General features: G+C 62.6%; 29 protein-coding genes. 8 read left to right on the forward strand and 21 right to left on the reverse strand.

What is annotated here, in order from left to right:
- Nucleotides 1-1,551, forward strand: coding sequence for a chromosomal replication initiator protein DnaA (gene dnaA, locus ACVTFQ_RS00005; protein ID WP_111563245.1), 1,551 nt, complete (start codon nt 1-3; stop codon nt 1,549-1,551).
- 133 nt (nt 1,552-1,684) lie between these two features.
- Nucleotides 1,685-2,767 carry a saccharopine dehydrogenase family protein gene (locus tag ACVTFQ_RS00010; RefSeq protein ID WP_111563246.1) on the forward strand — a complete coding sequence of 361 codons (1,083 nt, stop codon included), beginning with the start codon at nt 1,685-1,687 and terminating at the stop codon, nt 2,765-2,767.
- A 53-nt stretch (nt 2,768-2,820) separates the two neighbouring features.
- Here ACVTFQ_RS00010 and fhuF read toward each other — a convergent pair whose 3' ends face one another.
- Complete coding sequence (fhuF, locus tag ACVTFQ_RS00015) at nt 2,821-3,585, reverse strand: siderophore-iron reductase FhuF (RefSeq protein ID WP_111563247.1); 765 nt, start codon at nt 3,583-3,585, stop codon at nt 2,821-2,823.
- A gap of 126 nt (nt 3,586-3,711) precedes the next feature.
- On the reverse strand, nt 3,712-4,596 hold the full coding sequence (gcvA, locus tag ACVTFQ_RS00020; protein WP_470423657.1) for a transcriptional regulator GcvA: 885 nt from the start codon (nt 4,594-4,596) through the stop codon (nt 3,712-3,714).
- A 213-nt stretch (nt 4,597-4,809) separates the two neighbouring features.
- On the opposite strand from gcvA, the gene ACVTFQ_RS00025 reads away from it, so the two are divergent.
- Nucleotides 4,810-5,727, forward strand: a complete 918-nt coding sequence (locus ACVTFQ_RS00025) for a DMT family transporter (RefSeq protein WP_111563249.1) — start codon at nt 4,810-4,812, stop codon at nt 5,725-5,727.
- A 338-nt stretch (nt 5,728-6,065) separates the two neighbouring features.
- Here ACVTFQ_RS00025 and ACVTFQ_RS00030 read toward each other — a convergent pair whose 3' ends face one another.
- The 5 genes from ACVTFQ_RS00030 to rph form a co-directional block, all read right to left on the reverse strand.
- Nucleotides 6,066-7,133 carry an IS5 family transposase gene (locus ACVTFQ_RS00030; RefSeq protein WP_162718251.1) on the reverse strand — a complete coding sequence of 356 codons (1,068 nt, stop codon included), beginning with the start codon at nt 7,131-7,133 and terminating at the stop codon, nt 6,066-6,068.
- A 119-nt stretch (nt 7,134-7,252) separates the two neighbouring features.
- On the reverse strand, nt 7,253-8,455 hold the full coding sequence (gene hemW, locus ACVTFQ_RS00035) for a radical SAM family heme chaperone HemW (RefSeq protein WP_111561562.1): 1,203 nt from the start codon (nt 8,453-8,455) through the stop codon (nt 7,253-7,255).
- Between the two features lie 10 nt (nt 8,456-8,465).
- Nucleotides 8,466-9,110: an RdgB/HAM1 family non-canonical purine NTP pyrophosphatase gene (gene rdgB / locus ACVTFQ_RS00040; RefSeq protein ID WP_111561563.1), complete on the reverse strand. Its 645-nt coding sequence runs from the start codon at nt 9,108-9,110 to the stop codon at nt 8,466-8,468.
- A gap of 10 nt (nt 9,111-9,120) precedes the next feature.
- Nucleotides 9,121-9,525 (reverse strand): VOC family protein, encoded by a 405-nt coding sequence (locus tag ACVTFQ_RS00045; RefSeq protein WP_111561564.1) that lies wholly within the window; start codon nt 9,523-9,525, stop codon nt 9,121-9,123.
- Between the two features lie 178 nt (nt 9,526-9,703).
- Nucleotides 9,704-10,420: a ribonuclease PH gene (gene rph / locus ACVTFQ_RS00050; protein ID WP_111561565.1), complete on the reverse strand. Its 717-nt coding sequence runs from the start codon at nt 10,418-10,420 to the stop codon at nt 9,704-9,706.
- Between the two features lie 183 nt (nt 10,421-10,603).
- Between rph and hrcA the strand changes: the two genes are divergently transcribed.
- Nucleotides 10,604-11,692 (forward strand): heat-inducible transcriptional repressor HrcA, encoded by a 1,089-nt coding sequence (gene hrcA, locus ACVTFQ_RS00055; protein WP_018898172.1) that lies wholly within the window; start codon nt 10,604-10,606, stop codon nt 11,690-11,692.
- Nucleotides 11,693-11,694: 2 nt separating this feature from the next.
- Here hrcA and ACVTFQ_RS00060 read toward each other — a convergent pair whose 3' ends face one another.
- Nucleotides 11,695-12,129 (reverse strand): GFA family protein, encoded by a 435-nt coding sequence (locus tag ACVTFQ_RS00060; protein WP_111561566.1) that lies wholly within the window; start codon nt 12,127-12,129, stop codon nt 11,695-11,697.
- 219 nt (nt 12,130-12,348) lie between these two features.
- On the opposite strand from ACVTFQ_RS00060, the gene grpE reads away from it, so the two are divergent.
- A complete protein-coding gene (gene grpE / locus ACVTFQ_RS00065; RefSeq protein ID WP_018898174.1) occupies nt 12,349-12,969 on the forward strand; it encodes a nucleotide exchange factor GrpE in 621 nt (206 codons plus the stop codon).
- Nucleotides 12,970-13,012: 43 nt separating this feature from the next.
- Here the strand turns inward: grpE and ACVTFQ_RS00070 are convergent, their stop codons facing one another.
- Nucleotides 13,013-13,957, reverse strand: a complete 945-nt coding sequence (locus ACVTFQ_RS00070; RefSeq protein WP_112436640.1) for a nucleoside hydrolase — start codon at nt 13,955-13,957, stop codon at nt 13,013-13,015.
- A gap of 288 nt (nt 13,958-14,245) precedes the next feature.
- On the opposite strand from ACVTFQ_RS00070, the gene ACVTFQ_RS00075 reads away from it, so the two are divergent.
- The 3 genes from ACVTFQ_RS00075 (at nt 14,246) to ACVTFQ_RS00085 (ending at nt 15,790) form a co-directional block, all read left to right on the forward strand.
- Nucleotides 14,246-14,677, forward strand: a complete 432-nt coding sequence (locus tag ACVTFQ_RS00075) for an Hsp20 family protein (protein ID WP_047507035.1) — start codon at nt 14,246-14,248, stop codon at nt 14,675-14,677.
- 50 nt (nt 14,678-14,727) lie between these two features.
- Complete coding sequence (locus ACVTFQ_RS00080) at nt 14,728-14,985, forward strand: BQ00720 family protein (protein WP_018898177.1); 258 nt, start codon at nt 14,728-14,730, stop codon at nt 14,983-14,985.
- Nucleotides 14,986-15,130: 145 nt separating this feature from the next.
- Nucleotides 15,131-15,790 (forward strand): carbon-nitrogen hydrolase family protein, encoded by a 660-nt coding sequence (locus ACVTFQ_RS00085; protein WP_313760107.1) that lies wholly within the window; start codon nt 15,131-15,133, stop codon nt 15,788-15,790.
- Between the two features lie 35 nt (nt 15,791-15,825).
- On the opposite strand, the gene ACVTFQ_RS00090 is transcribed toward ACVTFQ_RS00085, so the two are convergent.
- The 12 genes from ACVTFQ_RS00090 to ACVTFQ_RS00145 form a co-directional block, all read right to left on the reverse strand.
- Nucleotides 15,826-16,269: an NUDIX domain-containing protein gene (locus ACVTFQ_RS00090; RefSeq protein ID WP_111561568.1), complete on the reverse strand. Its 444-nt coding sequence runs from the start codon at nt 16,267-16,269 to the stop codon at nt 15,826-15,828.
- A 21-nt stretch (nt 16,270-16,290) separates the two neighbouring features.
- Entirely contained in the window at nt 16,291-16,992 is a 702-nt protein-coding gene (gene trmB / locus ACVTFQ_RS00095; RefSeq protein ID WP_111561569.1) for a tRNA (guanine(46)-N(7))-methyltransferase TrmB, read from the reverse strand.
- Nucleotides 16,993-16,996: 4 nt separating this feature from the next.
- Nucleotides 16,997-18,238 (reverse strand): methionine adenosyltransferase, encoded by a 1,242-nt coding sequence (gene metK, locus ACVTFQ_RS00100; RefSeq protein WP_111561570.1) that lies wholly within the window; start codon nt 18,236-18,238, stop codon nt 16,997-16,999.
- 180 nt (nt 18,239-18,418) lie between these two features.
- Complete coding sequence (locus ACVTFQ_RS00105; RefSeq protein ID WP_018898182.1) at nt 18,419-18,838, reverse strand: helix-turn-helix domain-containing protein; 420 nt, start codon at nt 18,836-18,838, stop codon at nt 18,419-18,421.
- A 151-nt stretch (nt 18,839-18,989) separates the two neighbouring features.
- On the reverse strand, nt 18,990-20,597 hold the full coding sequence (lnt, locus tag ACVTFQ_RS00110) for an apolipoprotein N-acyltransferase (RefSeq protein ID WP_111561571.1): 1,608 nt from the start codon (nt 20,595-20,597) through the stop codon (nt 18,990-18,992).
- A 77-nt stretch (nt 20,598-20,674) separates the two neighbouring features.
- On the reverse strand, nt 20,675-21,826 hold the full coding sequence (locus ACVTFQ_RS00115; protein ID WP_047507047.1) for a hemolysin family protein: 1,152 nt from the start codon (nt 21,824-21,826) through the stop codon (nt 20,675-20,677).
- Nucleotides 21,823-22,338, reverse strand: coding sequence for an rRNA maturation RNase YbeY (gene ybeY, locus ACVTFQ_RS00120; RefSeq protein WP_018898185.1), 516 nt, complete (start codon nt 22,336-22,338; stop codon nt 21,823-21,825). Before ybeY ends, ACVTFQ_RS00115 begins: the two co-directional genes overlap by 4 nt.
- The gene (locus ACVTFQ_RS00125) at nt 22,338-23,390 is read right to left on the reverse strand and encodes a PhoH family protein (protein ID WP_111561572.1); all 1,053 of its coding nucleotides are present in this window, start codon (nt 23,388-23,390) and stop codon (nt 22,338-22,340) included. The genes ybeY and ACVTFQ_RS00125 overlap by 1 nt, the downstream gene beginning before the upstream one ends.
- A gap of 18 nt (nt 23,391-23,408) precedes the next feature.
- Nucleotides 23,409-24,818 carry a tRNA (N6-isopentenyl adenosine(37)-C2)-methylthiotransferase MiaB gene (gene miaB / locus ACVTFQ_RS00130; protein ID WP_111561573.1) on the reverse strand — a complete coding sequence of 470 codons (1,410 nt, stop codon included), beginning with the start codon at nt 24,816-24,818 and terminating at the stop codon, nt 23,409-23,411.
- A gap of 5 nt (nt 24,819-24,823) precedes the next feature.
- Nucleotides 24,824-25,036 (reverse strand): hypothetical protein, encoded by a 213-nt coding sequence (locus tag ACVTFQ_RS00135; protein WP_111561574.1) that lies wholly within the window; start codon nt 25,034-25,036, stop codon nt 24,824-24,826.
- A gap of 64 nt (nt 25,037-25,100) precedes the next feature.
- Nucleotides 25,101-25,901, reverse strand: coding sequence for a lyso-ornithine lipid O-acyltransferase (gene olsA, locus ACVTFQ_RS00140; protein WP_111561920.1), 801 nt, complete (start codon nt 25,899-25,901; stop codon nt 25,101-25,103).
- Nucleotides 25,902-25,931: 30 nt separating this feature from the next.
- A complete protein-coding gene (locus ACVTFQ_RS00145; RefSeq protein WP_018898190.1) occupies nt 25,932-26,360 on the reverse strand; it encodes a Fur family transcriptional regulator in 429 nt (142 codons plus the stop codon).
- Nucleotides 26,361-26,379: the final 19 nt, after the last annotated feature.

The raw sequence follows: 26,379 nt of genomic DNA on the forward strand, positions 1-26,379 counted from the left end.
ATGCACATGAATTCGATGGCGGCGAGTGCTTTGGACAACTCGGACAAGGTATCTCAGACGTTAGGCTCTATTTGCCCAGACGCGGCGGGGGAAAAGGGAGACATGAAGAATGATGGCATACTTTTTGAACGAGCAAGTGCACGCCTGAAGGCGCAGGTCGGTCCGGATGTCTACGCAAGCTGGTTTGCACGACTGAAGCTCCATTCCGTCTCCAAGAGTGTCGTACGGCTGACGGTCCCAACAACTTTTCTGAAGTCCTGGATCAACAATCGCTATCTCGACCTGATCACCGGCATTTTCCAGGCGGAAGACGCTGAAATCCTGAAGGTCGAAATCCTGGTTCGCACGGCAGCGCGCGCAACCAGCAAGCCGGAAGAAACGGCGGCCCAGGAGCCGGTATCATCCGTCGCGCCGATCCGTCGCCCGGTCGCTCAGCAGGCCGGCCAGATCGTACAGCAGACCGTTTCGGCAGCCTCCGCGGCGCGTCCGGCCACCTCTGGCCAGCCGCTCTTCGGCTCGCCGCTCGATAACCGCTTCACCTTCGACACCTTCGTCGAAGGCAGCTCCAATCGCGTCGCTCTCGCGGCCGCAAAGACCATTGCCGAAGCCGGTCAGGGCGCAGTGCGCTTCAACCCGCTCTTCGTTCATTCCACGGTCGGTCTCGGCAAGACCCATCTGCTGCAGGCAATCGCCAATGCAGCCGTACAGAACCCGCGCCAGCTGCGCGTCGTCTACCTGACGGCCGAATACTTCATGTGGCGTTTCGCGACTGCGATCCGCGACAATGATGCGCTGACGCTGAAGGACTCGCTTCGCAACATCGACCTTCTGATCATCGACGACATGCAGTTCCTGCAGGGCAAGATGATCCAGCACGAGTTCTGCCATCTGCTGAACATGCTGCTCGACAGCGCCAAGCAGGTCGTCGTCGCCGCCGACCGCGCACCCTGGGAGCTGGAATCGCTCGACCCGCGCGTTCGTTCGCGTCTGCAGGGTGGCGTGGCGATCGAGCTTGACGGCCCGGATTACGAGATGCGTCTCGAAATCCTCCAGCGTCGCCTTGAGGTCGCCCGTGGCGAAGATCCGTCGCTGGAAATGTCGAGCGAGCTGCTCAACCACGTTGCCCGCAGCATCACCGCCAGCGGCCGCGAACTGGAAGGCGCCTTCAACCAGCTGCTCTTCCGTCGCTCCTTCGAGCCGAACCTGACGGTCGAGCGTGTGGACGAGCTTCTCGCCCACCTGGTCGGCTCCGGCGAGCCGCGCCGCGTGCGTATCGAGGATATCCAGCGCATCGTCGCCCGTCACTACAACGTGTCGCGCCAGGAGCTGGTCTCGAACCGCCGTACGCGCGTCATCGTCAAGCCGCGCCAGATCGCCATGTATCTGGCCAAGACCTTGACGCCGCGCTCCTTCCCGGAGATCGGTCGTCGCTTCGGCGGACGTGACCACACGACGGTTCTGCACGCCGTGCGCAAGATCGAGGAGCTGATCTCAGGTGACAGCAAGCTGTCGCACGAGATCGAGCTGCTGAAGCGCCTGATCAACGAATAGTCGCGATCACAGCATCGAAATTAAGCGGCCGGGAGCGATCCCGGCCGTTTCCTTTTATGCGCTGTTTATTTTATACAGCCCTTTCAAGCATACGCGCGGCGGGAGGAAAACGCCGCGCCTTGGGAGGATATAAATGAGCTTTACGAAAATCGCCGTACTCGGTCTGGGCAAGGTCGGGCGGCTGGCCGCCACGCTTTTGCATGAGGGCGGCTTCGAGGTCACGGGTGTGGATGCGCAGTTGCCTGTGGGCGAGGTGCCGTTCAAGTGCCATAGCGGCGATATCTCCGACCCCGCCGTCATCGGTGAATTGCTGTCGGGTGTCGATGCGGTGCTGTCGTGCCTGCCCTATCACCTGAACATCGGGCTGGCGCGCGCCGCCCATGCAGCCGGCATCCATTATTTCGATCTGACGGAAGATGTGCCCACCACCAATTTCATCATCGAGCTGTCGAAAACCGCGCGTGGCCTGATGGCGCCGCAATGCGGGCTTGCTCCGGGCTTCGTCGGCATCGTCGGCTCAAGCCTTGCTGATGGCTTCGACCGCTGCCGCTCGATCCGCATGCGCGTCGGCGCCCTGCCGCAAAATCCGACGGGCCTGTTGGGCTATGCCTTCAACTGGTCGCCCGAGGGCGTGGTCAACGAGTATCTGAACGATTGCGAAGTGATCGAAGGCGGCGTGCGCAAGCTGGTGTCACCGATGGAGTGGCTGGAGACCATCTATGTCGAAGGCGTAAAGCTTGAGGCATTCACGACCTCGGGCGGTCTCGGCACGATGTGCGACACGCTCTTGGGCAAGGTCGAGAACCTTGACTACAAGACCATGCGCTATCCCGGCCACATGGATCTGATGAACTTCTTCTTCCACGAGCTTCTGATGCGCGACAAGCGCAAGCTCGCCGGCGAGATCCTGACGGAAGCCAAGCCCCCCGTCGATGATGATGTCGTCTATGTGCATGTGGCCGCCGAAGGCACAGAGCGCGGCAGCCTGCGCCGCAAGGAATTCGTGCGCGCCTATTACCCGATCGAGATATCAGGCGCCCGCCGCACGGCGATCGCCTGGACAACCTCGGCATCGGTCGTCGCCGTCATCGAGATGGTGCGCGACGGCCTGCTGCCCGCAACCGGCTTCCTGCACCAGGAGCACATTCCGCTCGACATGTTCCTGAAAACGCCGACCGGTAGCCTCTTCAAGACGGGCGCGTCCCGCAGAGCCTGATCGGCCAAGCGTTTCGACACATCGCCGCTCTCAGGGCGGCGGTGTGGACATCGCTATTGCGGATTACGCTGGCTGGGCAGTGCGCAGCGATTGCCGCAGCTCGCGACCCCGGGAAGCATGTAACGCAGGCAGCAGAGCTTGCGCCGCTGGATCATCTGCCCGCCTTCCTCGACCTGTCTGACGCTGCCGCACAAGGGGTTCGGCCCGCCATCCGGCAGGCAACCGCGCACGAAGAGCGGCAGGTCGGGCGCGGAACGCCCGCCGCCCTCGCTATCGGTCAGCCGCAGCGTATAGTCGATGTAGACGGCGGCGTTGTTCCACAGGAGCTTGGCCGAGAGGCCGCAGCGCTTCAAGCGCTCGACTGCGATGTTGAGATGGCCGGACATCAGCGGTCCGACCACGGAAAATTCGTCGCCGCTCGTCTCTTCGCCGATCATGCCGCGATGAGAAACGCCGAAGGCGCGCGGCAGCCCGTCCTCGGTGAGCGCGATCGTCATCTCATCGAAGGCCACCGGCAGCACCTGGCCCGCCAGGCGGCGGGCGAGCAGATAGGGAATGCTGATCCCGGCGAAGTAATAGAGCGACCACATGGAGACAACGGCGCGGCGATCGGTACCCTTGGTGACCTCGGTGTACCGGTCGATCGCCCGCTCGAAACCGCCATCCTCGAAGAATGTCGCGAGGGCGACGCCACCGGCCAGCTCATCCGCCAGCATCATCTTCTCGCGGCACCAGGCGTGATCGCCGGAAAAAGCGTGGGACAAGCCGATCGGCTGCGGAAGCCCGGGCGCCGTCCGCGCGATCTGTTGAACTGCCATGACTGAGGTTCGGCCTTGCCCGTATGCGTCTTAATCCTGACTATGATAATCAGCAAATACGCGGCAGGAAAGTGTTTTATGAGTGCAGGTGTCCACTTTTTCGGCGATTGCTGAAATAAGCGCGGATTACCGCTGCGCTTCGGAAAGCAGCCAGCGGCGGAAGGCGGCGGCAGTCGGCCGCTCCAGCGCTTGGCCGGGATAGACGAGATGGAAGGCGAGCCGGCTGGCGACGCTGACAGGGAAGGGGGCGACGAGCTGGCCTTCTTCCAGTTCAGTCGTCACGAAGGAGCGCCGCATCAGAGCGAAGCCGAGCCCCGCCTTCATCGCCTCGTAAGCGCCGTTGCCGTGCATGAAGACCGGCCCACGGGCGGCATCGACATTGCTCGCGCCCGCCGCTTCCAGCCATAGCTGCCAATCGTGACGGTAGACGTCGTGGATCAGCTGGAACGGCGCCAGCGCATCGGGCGATGGATCCGGGCCGAGCTCATCGGCGAGCTTCGGCGTGCAGACCGGCACCAGCTCGTCATCCACCAGCCGTTCGCTGACGAGCCCGTCATAGCCCCCGAGCCCGTGGCGGATGGCGAGGTCGATGCCGTCGCGCTGGAAATCCATCACCCTGTGCGAGGCGCTGATGCGTACGTCGATCTCCGGGTTCAGCGCTTCGAAGCGCGAAAGCCGCGGCACCAGCCAGTAGGTCGCAAAGCCCGCGGTGCATGTGACGTTCAGCACCGTGCCGCGGTTTCGCGCCGTGATCGCCGCCGTCGCCTCGCGCACCAGCCGAAACGCCGCCCGCAAGGTCGTGAAATAGTCCGCACCCTCTGGTGTTAGCGCCAGCGCGCGCGTCTTGCGCTCGAACAGGCGCACGCCCAGCGACGTCTCGAGATCGCGGATCTGCAGGCTGACGGCGCCAGGCGTCACATTGAGTTCCCGCGCGGCAAGCGTCATGCTGAGATGCCGGGCGGCGGCCTCGAAGGCGCGGAGCGCCGATAGCGATGGAAGAAAATCACTCATGCTTTAGCTCAGCTCAATCATGAAACGAAAAAGACTCGTTTGTCGCATGGCTCTGACCGCCATAGTATATGCATCAAGGCGATCATTCCAAGTCAGAGCTTGATCGCAACGGATAAGAATAACTCGACAGACGATAACAAGCCGCGCAGGAATCGGGTGGCGCAGGCTAGCGCCGAGCGCTAAGCCGGTCATGCCGCAAAAGGGAGAGAAGCGATGCAGCAAAGACAGATGGGCCTTGCCGAATGGGGAATGTTGCTGGTGCTGTCGCTGCTCTGGGGCGGCTCCTTCCTCTTCAACGGCATCCTGGTGAAAACCCTGCCGCCGTTTACCATCGTCACCGGCCGCGTGTTGATCGCTGCCGTCGCGCTGAACCTGATCGTGCGCGCAACCGGCCACTCCATGCCGCGTGATGGCAAGTCTTGGGCGGCCTTCTTCGTCATGGGCCTGATCAACAACATGATCCCCTTCTGCCTCATCGTCTGGGGCCAGACCCATATTGCGAGCGGCCTTGCCTCGATCCTCAACGCCACCACGCCGCTCTTCGGCGTCGTCGTCGCGCATCTGTTGACGGCGGATGAGAAGATGACCGGAAACCGCCTGCTCGGCGTCATCGTCGGCTTCGCCGGCGTCGCCTACATGATCGGCTTCGATGTGCTGCGCGATCTGGGAACCAATGTGCTGGCGCAGCTCGCCGTTCTCGGCGCCGCGCTCTCCTATTCTTTCGCCGGCATCTACGGCCGCCGCTTCCGCCAGATGGGCATGGCGCCGCTTCTCCCCGCCGCCGGCCAGGTCACCGCCTCCAGCGTGCTGATGCTCCCCATCGCCCTCATCGTCGACCACCCCTGGACGCTCGCCGCCCCCTCGGCCGAGACCTGGATGGCGCTCTTCGGCCTGGCGCTGCTCTCGACAGCGGTCGCCTACGTCCTCTTCTTCCGCATCCTCGCCACGGCGGGCGCCACCAACCTCATGCTCGTCACCTTCCTCATCCCCGTCAGCGCCATCCTGCTCGGCGCCGCCATCCTGGGCGAGCAGCTGCAGGCCAAGCATCTGATCGGCATGGCGATGATCGCGATCGGTTTGGCTGCGATCGATGGGCGGTTGTTTGCGCGGGTGCGGAGGAGAGTGGTTTGAGTGCCACTTGCTCCCCCTCTCCCCTCGGGGAGAGGGTAGGGTGAGGGGGCTGCGGAGTGAGGTGTCGGCAATTTATGTATTTAAAACAATGGGATATGATGGAGACCGGAGCCCCCTCATCCGCCTGCCGGCACCTTCTCCCCGTTGGGGAGAAGAGATTCGTGGTGGGTCGCTCGCGCCAACCTCCCCTTCTCGCCAACGGGAGCCGTTGCAAAATACGCGATCGCGGCAGCTCTATGGCGAACCGACCTGCCCTTTTCCCCGCTCAATGCCTTGAGCGGGGTTTTTGTTGGCTTCAGGCTGGCGTTTTCAGGTTTGCGGGCGCAGTTCGGCCTTGGTCACGTCGCCATCGTCACCCAGCGGCGCATGTTGAAGGCGATCGTCGCCATCAGCACCTGGGCCCGCGCCTTGACGAGCCCGCGATAACGGATCAGCCCGAGGCCCATGCGATGCTTGAGCGTGGCGAAGGTCGTCTCAACGGCCGCACGACGTTTCGATATCATCCGGTTGAGGCGGGCAAGCCTTGGCGGCAGGACGCGGTGATGCCGGTTGGGCCGGCGCATCAGCCGCGGCTTGATGCCCTGGCTCCTCAGGGCCTTCTCGCGTGCATGGGTATGATAGGCGCTGTCGGCCAGCACGCAGGATTCGTCGCCGGTAATCAGAAGGTCGGCGACGACGGTGTCGTTGACATTGGCCGGCGTGGTCACGACCCTCAGGATCAGGCCGGATCCTTCATCGACCCCGACATGAGCCTTGTAACCATAGGCCGAACCTGCCTTGCCCTTGCGCTGCGTGAACCGCGCATCCGGATCGCTCGGTGCCTGACGCGGCAACCGCTCGCCCGGCTCGTCCCCGTCCGAACCGGACGCGTCGGCATCGAGATTGGCATTGGCATCAAGGTCGCCATTGCGACCGCGAGGCGGGCGGGCCGCCGTCGTCTCGATCACCGTCGCATCCAGCATCGTGCCACGCCGCAGGATCAGACCGGCGGCATCCAACTGCCGGTCGAGCTCGGCAAACAGCTTGTCCAGCAGCGCTTCGCTGATCAAAAGGTTGCGAAATCGGCACAGCGTTGAGTGATCCGGAAAAGCTTCATCCAGAGCAAGGCCGACGAAACGCTTGAACGACAACCGGTCGCACAACGCTTCCTCAAGCTCCATGTCCGAGAGGCCGTATAGCGACTGCAGAAGCAGCGCCTTGAACATCACCAGCGGTCTATAAGCGGGCCGACCGGCGCCCTTGCCCGTGTCATCACGCAGCCGCGCAAGGTGCTTCTCGAAACGGTACCACCTCACCAGCGACGACAACTTGTCCAGCCGACCCGACCCTTTGCCCTGAGGGATCAACGCATCGGCGAAACTGAACTGGCCACCATCCCGAACCGACATCGCATCATCTCCGCTCATCGCTAAGACAGAGAATCACAACGGTGAGATTTTGCAACGGCTCCCATAGGGGAGAAGGTGCAGGCAGGCGGATGAGGGGGCCACACAGCACAAGCTAACCGCCTGAACCACCCCCAAAATCAACAAGCCAGATCAGCCACCACCGAATCCAAAATCAGCATCCCCGATGGCGTACAGCGGATACGCGAGTTGCCGATCCGCTCGATAAACCCGTGTTCCAGTAAAAACTCTTCGCGTTTCGGGTCGGGATCTCGGCCCGAGAGCTGCTGCCAGCGGGCGAGGTCGACGCCTTCGGTGAGGCGCAGGCCCATCAGGAGCAGTTCGTCGGCCTGTTCGTCATAGCCGAGCTGCTCCTGGTCGAGTACGCCGTGGCCGTCGCGTTCCACGAGCTCGAGCCAGGCTTCCGGCTTGCGCTCGGTGGCGGTGGCGAGCTTGATGGGGCCGCGCGTCAGCCGTCCATGCGCGCCGGGGCCGATGCCGGCATAGTCGCCGTAGCGCCAGTAGGTGAGGTTGTGGCGGCTCTCGGCGCCCGGGCGGGCGTGGTTGGAGACCTCGTAGGCGGGCATGCCCTCGGCGGCGGTGATGTCCTGCGTCGCCTCGTAGAGCAGCGCCGACTGGTCGTCGTCGGGCACGATGAGCTTGCCCATCTTGTGCAGCCCGAAGAAGGGCGTGCCCTCTTCGATCGTCAGCTGGTAGAGCGACAGGTGATCGACGGCATAGGAGATCGCTTGCTTGAGCTCCCGCTCCCATTCCTCCACCGTCTGCTTGGGACGGGCATAGATCAGGTCGAAGGACATGCGCGGGAAGATGTCGCGCGCCAGCTTGATCGCCTTCAGCGCATCCTCGACATCGTGCAGACGCCCGAGAAACTTGAGGTCGCGGTCGTTCAGCGCCTGCACGCCGAGCGACACGCGGTTGACGCCGGCGGCGCGGTAGCCGCGAAAACGCTCCGCCTCGACGCTGGAGGGGTTGGCCTCCATGGTGATCTCGATACCCTCGGGCATGTGCCATTCCCTCGCGATGCCGTCGAGAATGGCCGAGACCGTGGATGGGTTCATCAGCGAGGGTGTCCCGCCGCCGAGAAACACGCTGGTCACCGTCTTCGGGCCGCTCAGCTGCCGCATCGCCGCCGTCTCCTTCAGAAAGGCGGCGGTGAAGCGCTCCTGGTCCACAGGCTGGTGGCGCACATGGCTGTTGAAGTCGCAATAGGGGCACTTGGCGGCACAGAACGGCCAATGCACGTAGACGCCGAAACCGGGCTCGCCGGTATCGGGCAAAAGAGATGCATAGCGCGTCAGGTTAGGCTGTTCCAAAGTGTCCACGATTCGGGTTTTATGCGTCCAGGCAGGTTTCGACGAAGATCTTGAAGGCGCGGGCGCGGTGCGAGAGGGCGGCAGCGTCGCCCGGCTTCCATCCGTGCTTCTCTTCCGCGCTCATCTCGCCGAATGTGGTGTCGTAGCCCTCAGGTTGAAAGACCGGATCGTAGCCGAAGCCTTCCGTGCCGCGCGGCGGCCAGGCGACGAAGCCTTCCACTTCACCGCGGAACATTTCGGTGTGCCCATCAGGCCATGCCAGGCAGAGCACGCTGACGAAGCGCGCGGTGCGCTGCTCCGGCGTGGTGGCGCCGACCTTCTCGAGTGCCGTCTCGACCTTCTGCATCGCCATCGCGAAATCGCGCGTGCCGTCAGCCGTTTCCGCCCAGTTGGCGGTGTAGACGCCGGGCGCGCCATCCAGCGCGTCGATCACCAGGCCGCTGTCGTCGGAGAGCGACGGCAGGCCCGACGCCTTGGCCGAAGCCAGCGCCTTGATCGCGGCGTTCTCTTCGAAGGTCGTGCCGGTCTCATCCGGCTCCTCGAATTTCAGTTCGGCTGCCGATTTCGCCGAGAAGCCGAAAGGACCGATCAGGTCGGCGATCTCGCGTATCTTGCCGGCATTGTGGCTGGCAACGACGATGGTGCGGGTATCGAGCTTGCGCATGAGCGGTCCTTCAAAGATTCCAAAGTTTGGGTTCGGCGCATTCCAGGCTGTTGCCGTCAGGATCGCGGAAATAGATCGATCGCGCCCCGTTCGGCCAGCAGAAATCGCTTTCGATGGAAACGCCCGCTTTGTTGAGCTTTTCCGCGATCAAGTCAATCGCTTCCGCACGCATCCGGAAACACGCATGCCCCGCGCCGGTGCTGCCATGCGGCGGAACCGGCAGCGCGTCCGATGAGGGTGGTTTGGTCGTTTCCTGGCGGTTGAAGATTAGCAGGATGCCCGGGCCGCAGCGAAAGAAGACGTGCCGGTTGTCATGGCGTAAAACCTTCTCGAGGCCGAGAACGTCGCCGTAGAAGCGTTCGGCGGCATCGAGGTCGTCGACATAAAGCGCGGTTTCAAGAATGCCGTCGATCATGCTGTCATTCTCCGGGGGCCAAAAGACCCTCTCTGGCCTGCCGGCCATCTCCCCCACAAGGGGGGAGAACCGCTGGGCGCGCCCGCCTGCCTCAATCGAGGCTCGGCGGTGCCGCTAGGTTAAGCCCTCCCCCTTGTGGGGAGGGTTGGGGAGGGGTCTTTACTAGGACCTCAAAACCTCAGGCGATCGCCGCCTTCTGCAGCTCCACCAGCTCGGCAATCCCGTTCTTGGCAAGCGCCATCAGCGCGCCGAACTCTTCCTCGCTGAACGGCGTGCCCTCGGCCGTGCCCTGGATCTCGACGATCCCGCCCGAACCCGTCATCACGAAGTTCGCATCCGTCTCGGCCGACGAGTCCTCGAGGTAATCGAGATCGATCACAGGCTGGCTGGCGAAGACGCCACAGGAGATCGCGGCGACGTGGTCCTTCAGAACCCGCTCGACCTTGATCATGTTGCGGCTCTCCATCCACTTCAGGCAGTCGTAGAGCGCGATCCACGCGCCGGTGATTGACGCCGTGCGGGTGCCGCCGTCGGCCTGGATCACGTCACAGTCGAGCGTGATCTGGCGTTCGCCGAGTTCCTTGAGATCGACCACGGCGCGCAGCGAGCGGCCGATCAGGCGCTGGATTTCCTGGGTGCGGCCACCCTGCTTGCCGGCGGCGGCTTCGCGCTTCATGCGGTCGCCGGTGGCGCGCGGCAGCATGCCGTATTCGGCGGTGACCCAGCCCTTGCCGGTGTTGCGCAGCCACGGTGGCGTCTTTTCTTCAAGGCTCGCCGTGCAGAGCACGTGCGTGTCGCCAAATTTCACCAGACAGGAGCCTTCGGCGTGCTTGGAAAAGTTGCGCTCGAAGGTGACCTTGCGCATCTGGTCGGTTTTTCTGCCTGATGGCCGCATCCTAATTCTCCTCGGTGCACGGGACCGGGAACGCGGGCGCGATCCCAGGCTTCATCCTATGTGCGGGTCTGTTGTTGACCGCTTCTACGATTGGCGGCGCGCATTTGCAAATTCCCTTTTGCGCGCACGGGGAGATTGGCTATATTTTGCGGCATCATTATCAGCATGGGTGCGCAAGGCTTAATGGAATTCAGGTCGTCGACGATTTCGGACGCCGTTGCCGCGCTGGACGAACGCTCCAAGGAAATCTTCCGTCGCATCGTCGAGGGCTATCTGGAGACGGGCGAGCCGCTGGGCTCGCGCAATCTTTCGCGCATCCTGCCCATGTCGCTATCACCGGCCTCGGTGCGCAACGTCATGAGCGATCTCGAAGAGCTCGGCCTCGTCTATTCCCCGCATGTCAGCGCCGGCAGGCTGCCCACGCAGGTGGGCCTGCGCTTCTTCGTCGATGCCTTCATGCAGGTCGGCGATCTCTCCGCCGAGGACCGCGCCAATATCGACCGGCAGGTGCGGGCGGAAAGCCGTGACGGCCCGATGGAAGCGATGATGAACGAGGCAAGCCGCATGCTATCGGGCATGTCGCGCGGCGCCGGTCTCGTCATCACCTCGAAAAGCGATCCCGTGCTCAAGCACGTCGAGTTCATCCGTCTGGAACCCACCAAGGCGCTGGCCGTTCTCGTCGGCGATCACGATCAGGTCGAAAACCGCATCATCGAACTCCCCGCCGGCGTCACCTCCTCGCAGCTCACCGAAGCCGCGAACTTCCTCAACGCCCACATGACCGGCCAGACACTGCCCGAACTGCGCAGCCAGCTCGGCCGCTTGAAGGCCGATGTGCGCCACGAGCTCGACGCGCTGTCGCAGGATCTGGTGGAGCGCGGCATAGCCGTCTGGTCCGGCAGCGCGGATGAAGGCAAGCCCGCGCAGCTCATCATCCGCGGCCGCGCCAACCTCCTGGAGGGGCTGGGCAATCCAGATGATCTCGATCGCCTTCGCATGCTGTTTGACGATCTCGAAAAGAAGGACAGTCTGCTGGAGCTGCTGAACCTGGCCGAAAGCGGCCCTGGTGTGCGCATCTTCATCGGCTCGGAAAACAAGCTCTTCTCGCTCTCCGGCTCCTCGCTGATCGTCGCACCTTATCGCGACGAGGACGACCGCATCGTCGGCGCCGTCGGCGTCATCGGCCCGACGCGGCTCAACTATTCGCGCATCGTGCCGATGGTCGATTACACCGCCCAGCTCATGGCAAGGCTCTCGCGCCCGTCCAAATAACGCTATTCCGGCAGCTGCACGCCGGAGCCGCCCATCTCCGAAGGCATGTCCTTGAACTTCGGCAACCCGTCCTTCACGTGCAGGATGGTGTCCTCATAGTTCACATGCATGGTCGGCTTGTAGTCGAGATCGGGGATCACAGGCGCATAGACGTCGGTCACGCCCCAGAGCGGATGCTCGCTATAGAGATGCCCGCCGCAGGTGTCGCAGAATTTGCGCACGCTGTAATCGGTCTTCTGGAAACTCTCGACATGCTCGCCACCCTTGGTGACACGAACTGCCTGCGGCTGCCAGAGCGTGAAGGTGTTGATCGGCCCGGCCGACCAGTGCTGGCAGGAGCGACAATGGCAATAGCCCATCGCGACAGGCGTACCGGTCACGGTCAGTTCCACGGCACCGCAAAAGCATTTCCCGACATAGACGTTTTCGTCGGCCATCTCAGCACCTCCCAGGTTGGGAGATGAGTGTCGCACCATATCAGACTTTGCGAAAGTAAGAATGACATGTGGCTGACGCCTCGCTGTCGCTTTCATATGCGGCCGTCATGGGCCGAACATGCCTGTGTTTCCGACCTTCTTCGTCACGCAGACTTGATTTTTGATGTTCAAAGTTCGATATCGGGCACATCCAAAAGCCACCAATGACCGGAGAACGTCATGACTGACGAGACGACGAAGAACGGACCTGACGCAGCCGCGGAAGAAGCCGCAGCCGACGCCGCCGCAAACGTCGAGAACGAGACCGCAGCCGAGCCCGATCCGATCGAGCTCCTGAAGGCTGAGAATGCCGAGCTGCGCGACCGCTATCTGCGCCTCGCCGCCGACATGGACAATCTGCGTCGCCGCACCGAGCGCGAAGTCAAGGACGCCAAGTCCTACTCCGCGGCCGGCTTTGCCCGCGACATGCTGGCTGTCTCCGACAACCTGCGCCGCGCGCTCGACGCCATCCCGGAAGAGGCCCGCGCCGGCGCCGATGCCGGCCTGACGACGCTGATCGAAGGTGTCGAAATGACCGAGCGCTCGATGCTGTCGACGCTGGAGCGCCACGGCGTGCGCAAGCTGGAGCCGGTCGGCCAGAAGTTCGACCCGAACTTCCACCAGGCGATGTTCGAAGTGCCGAACCCCGACGTGCCCAACAACACCGTCGTCCAGGTCGTCCAGGCCGGCTATTCCATCGGCGAACGCGTCCTGCGCCCCGCCATGGTCGGCGTCGCCAAGGGCGGCCCGAAGATCGTCGAAGCCGAAACCAACTCGGTCTTCGACCAGAAAGACGCCTGATCCGATCAGGCCCGCCTAAGCGGGCCTGATCTCATTCAGACAGTCAGATGCGGGCGAAGCGTTCGATCAGGAGATCGAAGAAGCCGTCCGCGTCGACGTCGCGCATCACGGTCGCGTTGCGCTTGCGGTCGGTCCCGTGCCACCAGTCGACCACGGTCATGCCGACGGTCAGTTCCGACTTCACTTCGATCTCCACATTGCAGACCCGTCCCTTGAAAAGCTCCGGCTTCAGCAGATAGGCAACGACCGTCGGGTCGTGCAGCGGGCCGCCGTCCGAGCCGTATTTCTCGATATCGAAGCGCTCGAAGAATTCCAGCATCTCCACCATCGCGATCGCCGGCCGCGTGCCGATCTCGGCCATGCGTTTGACGCGGGATTTCAGTGTCAGCAGCTTGTGCGTCACGTCGAGCGGCATCATCACGATCGGCACGCCGGAGCGGAACACGATGTCGGCTGCTTCGGGATCGACGTAGATGTTGAATTCGGCCGCGGGCGTGATGTTGCCGCCTTCGGAATAGCCGCCGCCCATCATGACGAGTTCGCGCACGCGGCCGATGATATCTGGTGCCTTCTGGAAGGCGAGGCCGATATTGGTCAGCGGTCCGAGCGTGCAGAGCGTCACCGTGCCCTCAGGCTCGCTGCGCAGCGTCTCGATGATGAAGTCGACGGCGTGGCCTGCCTGCAAAGGCATGGTCGGTTCGTCGAGCTCGGGGCCGTCGAGGCCGGTCTTGCCGTGCACATGCTCGGCGGTGACGAGCGGCCGGGCGATCGGCTTGTCGGCGCCGGCGAAAACCTTGGTGTCGGTCTTGCCGCAGAGCTCGCAGACGATGCGCGCATTGCGGCTGGTGTAGGAGAGCGGCACGTTGCCGGCGACGGTGGTGATGCCGAGCAGTTCCAGTTCCTCGGGGCTGCCGAAGGCCAGCATGATCGCGGCCGCATCGTCCTGACCTGGGTCGGTGTCGATAATGATCTTTCTCGGGTTTGCCATTCCGTTCGTCCCATCCTCCCGGTGCCTGTATCGATGCACATATCGATGCATGCACCATCTGTTTATCTTCCCGGCGCAAATCGGCACAGCCGGCGCGGGGCAGGATTTGATGCGAGGCGCAGCAAGCTTTGTCAAGGCGGTGCAATCGCGTGCTGGAGGACCGCACGTCTTGCGTCCCACGTCTTGCGCCCTGTCTTGCGAATGACAGCATTCGTTCCCATATTAGCAATATCCGGATGCTGTCTTCAGGTCCGGAAGGGTCGCTTGCATCAAGGACTTGGAACGCTGATGAGCCGTATGACGCCTTTCGCCAGCCCGCTGTTGCTGGGTTTCGACGCCATGGAAAAGACGCTGGAGCGGATTTCCAAGGCGAGTGACGGATATCCCCCCTATAATATCGAGCGCCTCGCCGCCGACCGCATCACTGATGATCCGGAGCGCCTGCGCATCACGCTGGCTGTCGCCGGCTTCAGCGAGGAGGAACTCGACATCTCCGTCGAGGAAAACCAGCTGGTCATCCGTGGCCGCCAGGTCGAGCAGGGCGAGCGGGAATATCTCTATCGCGGCATCGCCGCCAGGCAATTCCAGCGCACTTTCGTGCTGGCTGACGGCATGCAGGTTCTCGGCGCGGGCCTCAAGAACGGCCTGCTGTCGGTGGATCTCATTCGCCCGGAGCCGTCGCGTATGGTGAAGAAAATTAACATTTCGGTCCCACAGTAGGACAACGGCGCAAATCGCACCGTTGGTCCCTTCTCTCTGGAGGTACAGGAATGTTGATGAAAGAAGCCAATTCGCACCTGACCAAGACCGAGCTTGCCGGCATCGGCAACGGCGAGGTCGCCTATATCAGGAAAATCCGCTCCGAGGATGTTCCCCGGTGTTTTCCGGAAGCTCCCGATATCGATCCCAACGTCGATCTCTGGGCGCTCTTCGGCGCAGACGGAACCCCGATCCTCCTCACGGACAACCGCTCCAGCACCTTCTTCAAGGCCGCTGAAGACGAGCTGAAGACGGTCAGCCTGCATTAAAGGCGGGTCAGCATGAAAACAGACGGCGTTCCCCGGAGCGCCGTTGTTTTGTTTCTGAGGGGCGACTCATGCTACGCCCCATCTCATGCGAATAGCGTCCTTCCAGCGTTTCCCCATTTTCGATGACGCTGAGAAGGCGGCGGACGTGATCCTGCGCGACCTGACATGGGCCGATAGCCACGGTGCCGATCTCGCCATCTTTCCCGAATGCTACCTCCAGGGCCACAGCTACGACAGGTCGATCAACGAGCGGCGCGCGCTTTGCGTCGATGATCCGGCGCTGCAAAAGCTGCTCAAGCCGCTCCGTTCCGTCAGGACAGCGGCGATCGTCGGCTTCATCGAGCGTCGCGGTGATCTGGTCTACAACAGCGCCATGCTGATCGAGAGCGGCGCCGTGGCGGGCGTGTACACCAAGGCGAACCCGCTCGAAGATGGCTGCACCCCGGGCGATGCATTTCCCGTCTGGCAAAGAGCCGGCCGCGGCTTCGGCATCAATATCTGCAGCGACTTCCGCGATCCGGCATTCTCCGATGCCATCGTGGCAAACGGCGCCTCCGTCGTCTGCGCTCCGCTCAACATGCTGATCCGGGCGCACAAGGTGGACCAGTGGCGCGAGCCCGCGATCGAGAGCCTTCGCGCCTGCGCGGTCCGCACGGGCAGCTGGGTCATCTCCTCCGATGTCGTCGGCGACAGGGGAGAGGGCTGGATGAGCTGCGGCTGCACGCTCGCCGTCGGGCCTGATGGCGTGATCGCGAGCAAGGTGCCTGAATGGGAAGAAGGCGCTATCCTGCTGGATATTGATTGACGCTGCCGGCCTAAGCCGATGCTCAGTCCCGATGCTCAGTTTTGGCCAAACAGCATGGACATTGGATAAGGCAGCGCCAGCGGCGGCATGTCGTCTCGTGTGAAGTACCGGATGGATTTCGTCTCGCTGTCCGTCCAGGCGCCGCTGCCGCCGCCGATCTGGCACTTGAACAGCGTCACGACATACTCGACCTGATCGCCATTCGGATAAACATATCTGAACTCGCGTCCGCCGAAGACGCCGAGAATGCCGGTCGAGGTCACAGCAAGCCCGGTCTCTTCCATGACCTCACGGATAATGGCTTCCCGCGGCGTCTCGCCCGGCTCGATCGCGCCGGCGGGCAGGCTCCATGCTTCTCCGGATGATTTTTCCTGCAGCAGCAGGCGACCCGCCTCGTCATGGATGACGGCGGCGACGGCGGGAAGCAGGATGAGGCGATTGCCGATCAGTTTACGAAGGTCGGTCAGGTAGGATGCCATTCGCCGACCTCGCTTGATCGTTTAGACGCGCTTGAACGTCAGATAGGCCGATGAGCGTCCTTCGCGCCGGGCCTTGGCCTCGTAGCGCGTGCTCGGCCAGCCCTCGTAGGGCGTCAGCCAGTCGGCCGCGTTGCTGGCCTGCCAGTCGAAACCGCCGTGGTCGCGGCACTTGAGCAGCGTCCAGTTCACGTAGGTGTCGATGTCGGAGGCGAAGCAGAACAAGCCGCCGGGCTTCAGCACGCGGTGAAAGCGATCGAGATTGGTCTTGGAGACGAAGCGGCGCTTCCAGTGCTTCCGCTTCGGCCAGGGATCCGGGTAGAGCAGGTCGATCTGGTCGATCGATCCATCCGGCAGCCAGTCGAGCAGCTGCGTCGCATCGTCATTGTAGACGCGGACATTGCGGGCGCCGGCATTGTCGACGCTGGCAAGCAGCTTCTGCATCGAATTGATGAAAGGCTCGACGCCGATGAACCCGGTGGAAGGGGTCTCGATCGCGCGGTGGATCAGATGCTCGCCGCCGCCGAAGCCGATCTCAAGACGCAGCCGGTTGGTCTCGACGGGAAAGAGCGTGCTCGGCGGCTCCGGGGGAGCCGCCGAGAGGTCGATGATGAACGCCGGCAAGAGGGTGCTGAGCTTCTCCGCCTGTTGTCCGCGAAGTGCCTTACCCTTGCGGCGACCGAAGAAAGCCTCGGTCGCGCGTCCGCGACGTTCCATGTCAGTCATCGTCTTAAGCCTTGATCGCTTCCTTGAGCGGCTTCACCAGATCGGTCTTCTCCCAGGAGAACGAGCCGTCACGGCCAGCCTTGCGGCCGAAGTGGCCGTATGCCGAGGTCTTGGCGTAGATCGGCTTGTTGAGGTCGAGGTGACGACGAATGCCGGTCGGAGACAGGTCCATGGTCTTGCGGATTGCCGCTTCGACCTGGTCTTCCGTCACCTTGTTGCCGGTGCCGTGCAGGTCGACATAGATCGACAGCGGCTGGGCAACGCCGATGGCGTAGGAAATCTGGATCGTGCACTTTTCGGCAAGGCCGGCTGCCACGACGTTCTTGGCGAGATAACGGGCGGCATAGGCTGCCGAACGGTCGACCTTGGTCGTGTCCTTGCCGGAGAATGCGCCGCCGCCGTGCGGAGCCGCACCGCCGTAGGTGTCGACGATGATCTTGCGGCCGGTCAGGCCGGCGTCGCCGTCAGGGCCGCCGATGACGAACTTGCCGGTCGGGTTGATGTACCAGGCGCAATCCTTGGCGATCGGCAGGTCGCCGAGAGCTTCGCGGATATAGGGCTCCACGACGGCGCGAACCTTCTTCGAATCCCAGCTGTCGTCGAGGTGCTGCGTGGAGAGAACGATCGAGGTGACCTCGGCCGGGTGGCCGTTGACATAGCGAACGGTGACCTGGCTCTTGGCGTCCGGGCCGAGCTTGGCGGCGTCGCCATTGCCGGCCTTGCGGGCGGCGGCGAGCAGCTGCAGGATCTTGTGCGAATAGTAGATCGGCGCCGGCATGAGATCCGGCGTTTCCTTGCAGGCGTAGCCGAACATGATGCCCTGGTCGCCGGCACCTTCGTCGCCCTGCTGGTCGGCGGCGTTGTCGACGCCCTGCGCGATGTCAGCCGACTGCGAGTGCAGGAGAACGTCGATCTTGGCCGTCTTCCAGTGGAAGCCGTCCTGCTCGTAGCCGATGTCCTTGATGGCGCGGCGTGCGGCGGTCTTGAACTTCGACGGGTTGATGACGTCGGCGCCGTTCTTGTCCTTCTTCATCAGGCTCGGCGGCAGACGAACTTCACCGGCGATGACCACGCGGTTGGTGGTTGCCAGCGTTTCGCATGCGATGCGCACGCCCCATGGGTTGATGCCGGTCTTGGCGGCTTCGCGGTACACCAGATCCACGATCTCGTCGGAGATACGGTCGCAGACCTTGTCCGGGTGACCTTCGGCTACGGATTCGCTGGTGAAGAGGTAATTGGCACGCATTCCGGGATTCCCCTCAAAGAATAAAAAGCTGCGTAGTGGTACTCAGTTCAGGGCCGAAAAACAAGCGCAGAAGGACATAAATATATCTTTATATCTGCGACGAAGTGACAAATTTTGCCCAAAAAACGCAAAAAAGCGGCCTTTACGACCGCTTTCTCGACTGTGACTTCTGAGGGATGCTTATTCGGAGTCGGCTTCGGCGGCGAGCGCCTTGACCAGTTCGACGACCTTGCGGCGCACCTTGGGATCGGTGATCTTCACGAAGGCGCGGTTCAGCTGCAAGCCTTCCGAGGAGGACAGGAAGTCGACCACGTAGTTGGAGCTGGAGGCTTCCGCCATGCCACCCGCCATGCCAGCGTTCTCGCCGGGTGCATCCTCGAAGAAGAAGGAGACCGGAACGTTCAGAATGCTGGAGATATTCTGCAGCCGGCTCGCGCCGACGCGGTTGGTGCCTTTTTCGTATTTCTGGATCTGCTGGAATGTAATGCCGAGGCTTTCCCCAAGCTTTTCCTGGCTCATTCCAAGCATCGTTCGGCGAAGACGGATGCGACTGCCAACATGGATGTCGATCGGGTTCGGCTTCTTCTTGTTCTCAATCATGGTGCTGCCCTAACAATAATTCTGCCCTTGTTTAAACCGGCACGCCCAAACCCATCCCCAAAACGCCACGTTGCAAAGTGCGATCTATTCACCTTGAACCATACGTTAAGAATGCCGATCCTAACTACTATGCAATTTTAGGGGTTTTCGGTCAATTACGCTTGAAAACAAAACCAAAACGCGAAGCCAGTGCAATTGCAAGCAGAAGTGTTTCGATCAACCAGAAGTACGTTTCGCGTGACAGCGGCAGATGGGTCGGAGAGGCGAAACTATCAAGGGTTGCGTCAATAAAGCCGGTCTCATTGAGCGAAAGACCTGCAATAATTTCACCACGGGGGCTGACAAGGGCGGAAATCCCGCTATTGCCGTCGCGAATCAGCGGCAGACCCGTTTCCACGGCCCGAACGCGGGCCTGCTGGAAGTGCTGGTAGGGGCCGGGCGTGGCGCCGAACCAGGCATCGTTGGTGATGTTCAAAATGGCCGATGCGGACCCGATATCGCCGGTCATTTCGCCGGGGAAAATGATCTCGTAGCAGACCAGCGGATAGAGCTTCAGACCGCTTGGCAGCGTCAGCAGCTGGCGCGTGGCGGCGGCCGAGAAGCCGCCGGGCATCTCGACGATGTTCTGGATGCCGAACTCGCTGAGAAGGCTCTCGAACGGCATGTATTCGCCGAACGGCACGAGGTGCACCTTGTCGGAGGCGGCGATGATCTGGCCGCGACCGTCGATCACGTAGATCGAATTATAGTAGCGCGGCGGATTGCCGGGACCCATGTCCTCGGCGCGCACGGCGCCGGCCAGCAGCACCTGGTTGTCATCAAGCGTGTCGGCGATCCTCGTCAGCGCATCCTGGTTATCGGTCAGGATGAAGGGGATCGCCGTCTCCGGCCAGACGATGATATCAGGCTTGCGTCCGCCGTCTTTCGGCGCCTCCGCCGAAAGCTTCAGATGCTTCTCGAAGATCGCGGCGCGGTCGGCGTCGCTGTCCATCTTGGCGCTCTGGTCGATCATCGGCTGCACGAGGCGGATGACGGGGCTGTTGTCGGCGGCGGCGGCGGCAACAGGCTTCGGTGCGCCGTAAAGCACATAGGCGCCATATCCGACATGCGCGGCAAGCAGCAGCAGCGCCAGCGAAATGCCGGTTTTGGCGCCCTGCTTGGTGCCTATGAGGGCAGGAGCGGCGAAGACGAAGACCGACAGCGCGGTGATGCCCATGATCCCTATGATATGGGCCGACTGCATCATCACGGGCACCGGCGTCATGCCATAGCCGATGGCGTTCCACGGAAAGCCGGTGAAGAGCACGCTGCGCGCCCATTCGAGCAGGCCGAAGCTTGCTGCCAGCGCCACGATCCGCCCGACCCCGTCGGACCAGAGGATGCGGGCGAGTGCTGTCGCCAGGCCGTAGAAGATCGCAAGCACCGCCGGAAGCCCGAAGATCGCCAGCGGCAGCGCCCATGCGAACTCCTCGGCATCGATCATCAGCGCATGCCCGAGCCACCAGAGACCGGCGACAAAGTAACCGAAGCCGAACAGCCAGCCGGTGACGAAGGATGGCCAGAGGCGCCCGATGATGCCGCTGTCCGGCGCGGCAGCCGCGCCATCGATCAGCCAGACCAGCAGCGTGAAGGACACGAACATCGCGGCGAAGAAGCCGATGGGGGGGAGGGCCAGAACGCCGAATGCGCCTGCAAGGATCGCCAGCAGCACTCTCTTGTAGCCCCAAACCAGGATGACCCTGTCGGCAATTCGCTCCATGCGCACCCCACCAATCCGCGAATCAACTGAGGTCGCAGTGTTTCAAAAAAGCCGCCCGTTGTCGTGGTTGGCAGTGATCAGTTTGCCGTCGGCGTCTCGCTCTGTCGCTCGTCGCCGTGGTCGAGACCGATTGCGCCGTCACCATCGCTTTTCGCGCGCCGGCGGATCGCCTGACGCTTGCGGGTAATCCGCACGCGCTTGATGCGGCGCGGATCGGCGTCGAGAATGTGAAACTCGAAGCCCGGCAACGCCTGAACGACTTCGCCGCGCACGGGAATGCGCCCAAGCTCGGAGAAGATCAGGCCGCCCAGCGTATCCACTTCGTCGACCTGCTCGGTGATGTCGAAATCCGGGCCGATCGCTTCGGCGATATCCTCGAGCTCGACGCGGGCGTCGGCCACAAACATATCCTCGGAAACCCGCTTGAACATGACTTCTTCGTCGTCATGCTCGTCGTCGATGTCGCCGACGACCATTTCCACGATGTCCTCATGCGAGGCCAGGCCGTCGGTGCCGCCATATTCGTCGATGACGAGTGCCATCTGCGTGCGGTTTACCTGCATGCGGCGCAGAAGGTCGGAGGCCAGCATCGAGGGCGGAACGAACAGGATCTTGCGGATGATGCCCGCTTCGGAAAGCGTCTTCTGCAGGTCCACGCGGGCAAGGTCGAAATTCGGCTTGGCCGAGCGCGGCGCCTTCTGCAGGTTCTCGGGCGCGACCTCGACGATCGGCTCGGCGCCCTTGGCAGCCTTGGTCGATCCGCGGCGCTTGTTGCGCGCCTGCTTGGCGACGTAGGAGAGCAGATCGCGGATGTGCACCATGCCACGCGGATCATCCAGCGTTTCGGCATAGACGGGCATGCGCGAGCGGCCGGATTCCTCGAACAGGATCATCAGCTCGCCGATGGTGATGGTCTGGTCCACCGCCTCGATATCGGCGCGCGGCACCATCACGTCGGCAACGCGCACTTCCCGGAAGCGCAGGATGTTGTTGAGCATCGCCTTCTCGTCGGCGGAGAAGGCATCGCCATCGGCCGCGTCGGTCATCAGCGCGTCGGCAAGGTCTTCGCGGATGCGCGAACCCTGCTGTGGCCTCAATATGCGGGCAGCCCGCGACCAGAAGGATTGGGATCGTCCGGACTGCCTGCTACTACTGCCACCCTCGTCGGAGGATGATTGATCGGCGGTGTCCTTGGCCTCGGTGGCCGGTCTCGTCGTAAAGTCGCTCATGGTTCCATTTTAAGGTCTTGACCCTCGTATGGGTCAGATAGGCCGAGTTTCGCCAAAATGCGAGTCTCCAGCCCCTCCATTATCTCGGCTTCGGTATCATTATTATGATCGTAGCCGAAGAGATGCAAGAAGCCGTGCACCATTAGGTGGGTGAGATGGTCGTCGAAGCTCTTCTCGAGCTCGACCGCCTCGCGGGCCACGGTCTCCCTGGCGATGATGATATCGCCAAGCATCGGCCCCGGAACCTTGCCCGGTTGAACCGGGAAGGCGGGGAATGAAAGCACGTTGGTCGGCTTGTCCTTGCCGCGCCATTCCGCATTGATGTCCTGGATCGAGGCGTCGTCGGTGAAGACCAGCGACACCTCGGGGACCATTTTCGGAAAGGGCTGCTTCTCGGTCTCGCGCAGATAGGTCGCGGCCGTCTCCAGCACGCGGTCGGCCAGCGCGTGGAGCGCGTCTTCGGAGGGCCATTCGCCCTCCTCGATGCTGATCTGTATGTCGAGTTCGGCCATCAGTCCTGCTGCGCGGCCTCTGGAGTGTCCGTCAGATAGGTCGCGTCATAGGCGCGAACGATGCGGCCGACCAGCGGATGGCGCACGACGTCCGTGTCCTTGAAGCGGATGATCGAGATGCCCTCGACACCGTTCAGGAGCTGCAGCGCCTCGACCAGGCCCGACTTGACGCCGCGCGGAAGGTCGATCTGGCTCGGGTCGCCGGTTACGATCATGCGCGAGTTCTCGCCGAGGCGCGTCAGGAACATCTTCATCTGCATAGACGTCGTGTTCTGCGCTTCGTCGAGGATGACGGCGGCATTCGACAGCGTACGTCCGCGCATGAAGGCCAGCGGCGCGATTTCGATGACGCCGGCGGTGATGGCGCGATCGACCTTGTCGGCCGGCATCATGTCATAGAGCGCGTCGTAGAGCGGGCGCAGATAGGGGTCGACCTTCTCCTTCATGTCGCCGGGCAGGAAGCCCAGGCGCTCGCCGGCTTCGACAGCCGGGCGGGAAAGGATGATCTTTTCGACGACGCCGCGCTCCAGAAGCTGGGCGGCGTGGGCGACGGCGAGGTAGGTCTTGCCGGTACCGGCCGGACCACAGCCGAAGACGAGTTCGGACCGCTCGAGTGCGCGCAGATAGGCATCCTGCGTCGGCGTGCGGGCAATGATGGTCTTCTTGCGCGTGGAGACCTGCGCCATCGTCAGCTTGGCCTTCTTCTCCATCGTCGGCAGGCTCAGCTGATCGTCGGCTGCAACAGCCATGCGGATCGCGCCTTCGACGTCGGAGCGTTCAACGCTGCCGCCCTTCTGGAGCTTGTCGTAGAGATAGTCGAGTGTCCGCCGCGCCTGATTGGTGGTGACGATGTCACCCGAGATCACGACGGAGTTCCCTCGCGCTCGAGCGTCGATGTTCAGGCGTTCCTCGAGTAGCTTGAGGTTCTGGTCGAATTGACCAAACAGTTCGCTGGCGAACCGATTGTTTTCGAACGTCAGAATAAAGTGATTGGCGTCGCTCGCGATGCGTGGGTGGCGCGGTGAAGAAGAAACCAATTCTTGTCCGTTCAAGCGGTCGAGCTCCTTGAGTTAGGCACCAGCCTCTACCATCTCGGAAAACAGGCTGTTGGGTCCGGTACCTGTGATTCGCACTTTAATAATGTCACCGATTTGCGATGCTTTTGCATCAACATTCACCGACTGAAGCCAGGGGGAACGGCCGATAAGTTGTTGAGACATGCGACCGGGCTTTTCGAGCAACAGTTCGATGGTCTTCCCGACGCAGGATTCGGCAAATTCCTGCTGCTGCTTCAAGAGAAGCGCCTGCAGGCGTTCGAGCCTTTCTGCCTTGATCTCTTCCGGCACTTGGTCCTTCAGATCAGCGCCGGGCGTACCCGGCCGCGTCGAGTATTTGAACGAGAAGGCCTGCGCATAGCGGACCTTCTCAACGAGTTTTAGTGTATCCTCAAAATCGGCATCTGTCTCCCCCGGAAAACCGACGATGAAGTCGCCCGAGAGCGCGATATCGGGACGCGCGGCGCGGATGCGCTCGACCAGCGTCAGATACTCGGCAGCGGTGTGGCGGCGGTTCATCGCCTTCAGGATCCGGTCGGAGCCGGCCTGCACCGGAAGATGCAGATAGGGCATCAGCGCTCTGAGGTCGCGGTGCGCCTCGATCAACCGGTCGTCCATGTCGCGCGGATGGCTGGTGGTGTAGCGAAGCCGGGCAAGGCCGGGGATTTCGGCCAGCCGATAAAGCAGGTCGCCCAGCGTCCATTCCTGGCCATCAGGGCCAAGCCCGTGCCAGGCATTGACGTTCTGGCCGAGCAGCGTGATCTCGCGCACGCCGCCCTCGACCATCTTCTGCGCTTCCTCGACGATCTGGCTCACCGGGCGCGACACTTCCGAGCCGCGCGTATAGGGCACCACGCAGAAGGTGCAGAACTTGTCGCAGCCTTCCTGCACGGTCAAGAACGCGGTGACGCCGCGCGCCCGGATCTTGGTCTTTTCGGCGATCGGCAGGTGCTCGAACTTGTCTTCCAGCGCATATTCCGTATCGACGATGCGCTGCCCTTCCTTGGCGCGGCGCAGCGCTTCCGGCAGGCGGTGATAGGTCTGTGGCCCGATGACGACATCGACGGCGGGCGCACGGCGCAGAATCTCTTCGCCTTCGGCCTGCGCCACGCAACCGGCCACGCCGATCATGAACTCGCGGCCTTCCTTGTTGCGCTCCTTCTTCATGTCGCGCAGCCGCCCGAGCGCCGAGTAAACCTTCTCGGCCGCCTTCTCGCGGATATGACAGGTGTTGAGCAGCACGAGATCGGCCTGCTCCATGTCTTCCGTCGGCTCATAGCCGTCGCGCGCCAGAGCATCGCTCATGCGCGTGGAGTCATAGACGTTCATCTGACAGCCGTAGGTCTTGATGAAAACCTTGCGGCTGTTGCTGCCATCGCGGAGTGTGGTCTCCGGGGCCGGGAGGAGGGCGCTGTCCTGGGTCATGCCGGCTATTTAGTGGTTTTTGCGCCGGGAGAAAAGGGCTTGTTATCCCGTCTTCCGGTGGCGTCGAACTTGGGGAGCCCGATCATGGCATCGGCCCAATCGGCTGCCTTGCTGGCAGGGTTCTCGGCATCCTCTTTTGCCATGCGCTCGATCTCGTCATCGGAGAGCGCCTGGATGCGTGCCCAATCTGTGTTTGCTTCCGCTTTTCGCTTTGCCATGCCAGACGGTTCTCCAGCGTCAGCTTTGAAGTCTGCAAGATTATGCAGATATCGGCAACGGCTTTTACGCTTGGACGTCCCGCCCCCTGAGCGCCGCACCGAGCATGGCGCGGATACGGCTGGCGATCGTGGCGCTCACCTGCTTGCGGTTGGTCTCGGCGCTGTAGGAGACGGCTTCGCCGAAGTGGACATCGACGTCGAAGGCGCCGCAGCGGAGCATGTCTTTGAGGTGCGGCAGCATCTCGACATCACCAGGCCAGGAGGCGAGCGGGCGGTGGTAGCGGCCCATGGGAAGGCCATGCACGCCGGTATAGGCGACCGCTACTGGCTGCACGATGACGGTGCCGGTGGGGGACGCGGGTACAGCCATGGCGGCGGCGCCGAACAGCGAGGATTTCACCTCCAGCAGCCGGTTGCCATCCGATGTCGTCCCCTCGGGAAACAGCACCACGATCTCGCCGTCGGCCATGCGCGCGGCGATCTCGCTCACCTGGTTGCCGGTGTTGCGCTTTTCCTCGCGCACCACGAACACGCTCTTCTGCAGCTTGGCGAGCGTGCCGAAGATCGGCCAGTCACGCACCTCGTTCTTGGCGATGAAGGCGACGTCGGCGATCGAGGACAGCACCATGATGTCCATCCACGAGGAATGGTTGGCGCACAGCATCAGCGGCCGATGCGTTTCCATCTCTCCGTGAACGCGAACGCGGATGCCGAGACAGAAACAGATGATGCGGTGCCAGACGCGCGGCAGCCAGCGGCGCATCTTCCAGTCGTAGCGCAGGGCAAGAAGCTGCCAGGGCATGAGCAGGATGCTGGCGATGAGAATGACGATGCCGGCGAGGGCGACGCGCAGCCAGGCGATCAAATCGAACACTCCGCGGCTGCACGCATGATATCAGTGATCGTCCTTCTTGAGCGGTATGCCGTAGAGCTCGAGCCGGTGATCCACCAGCGTGAAACCGTGCTCGCGGGCAATCCGCTCCTGCAGCGCCTCGATCTCCGGCGAGCGGAACTCGATGACGACGCCGGTCTTCAGGTCGATCAAGTGATCGTGATGCTCTTCCGGCACCGTCTCGTAGCGCGAGCGGCCGTCGCGGAAGTCGTGGCGGGCGATGATGCCGGCGTCTTCGAACAGCTTGACGGTGCGATAGACGGTGGAAATCGAAATCTTGGCGTCGACCTTCACGGAGCGGCGATAGAGCTCCTCAACGTCAGGATGGTCTTCTGATTCCTCAAGAATGCGCGCAATGACCCGGCGCTGCTCCGTCATGCGCATGCCGCGCTCGGTGCAGAGTTCCTCAAGGGTCTTTGCCACATCCGTCATCAGGAGCCTTTCGATAGTC

It is taken from the genome of Rhizobium sp. O111 (assembly GCF_055616315.1).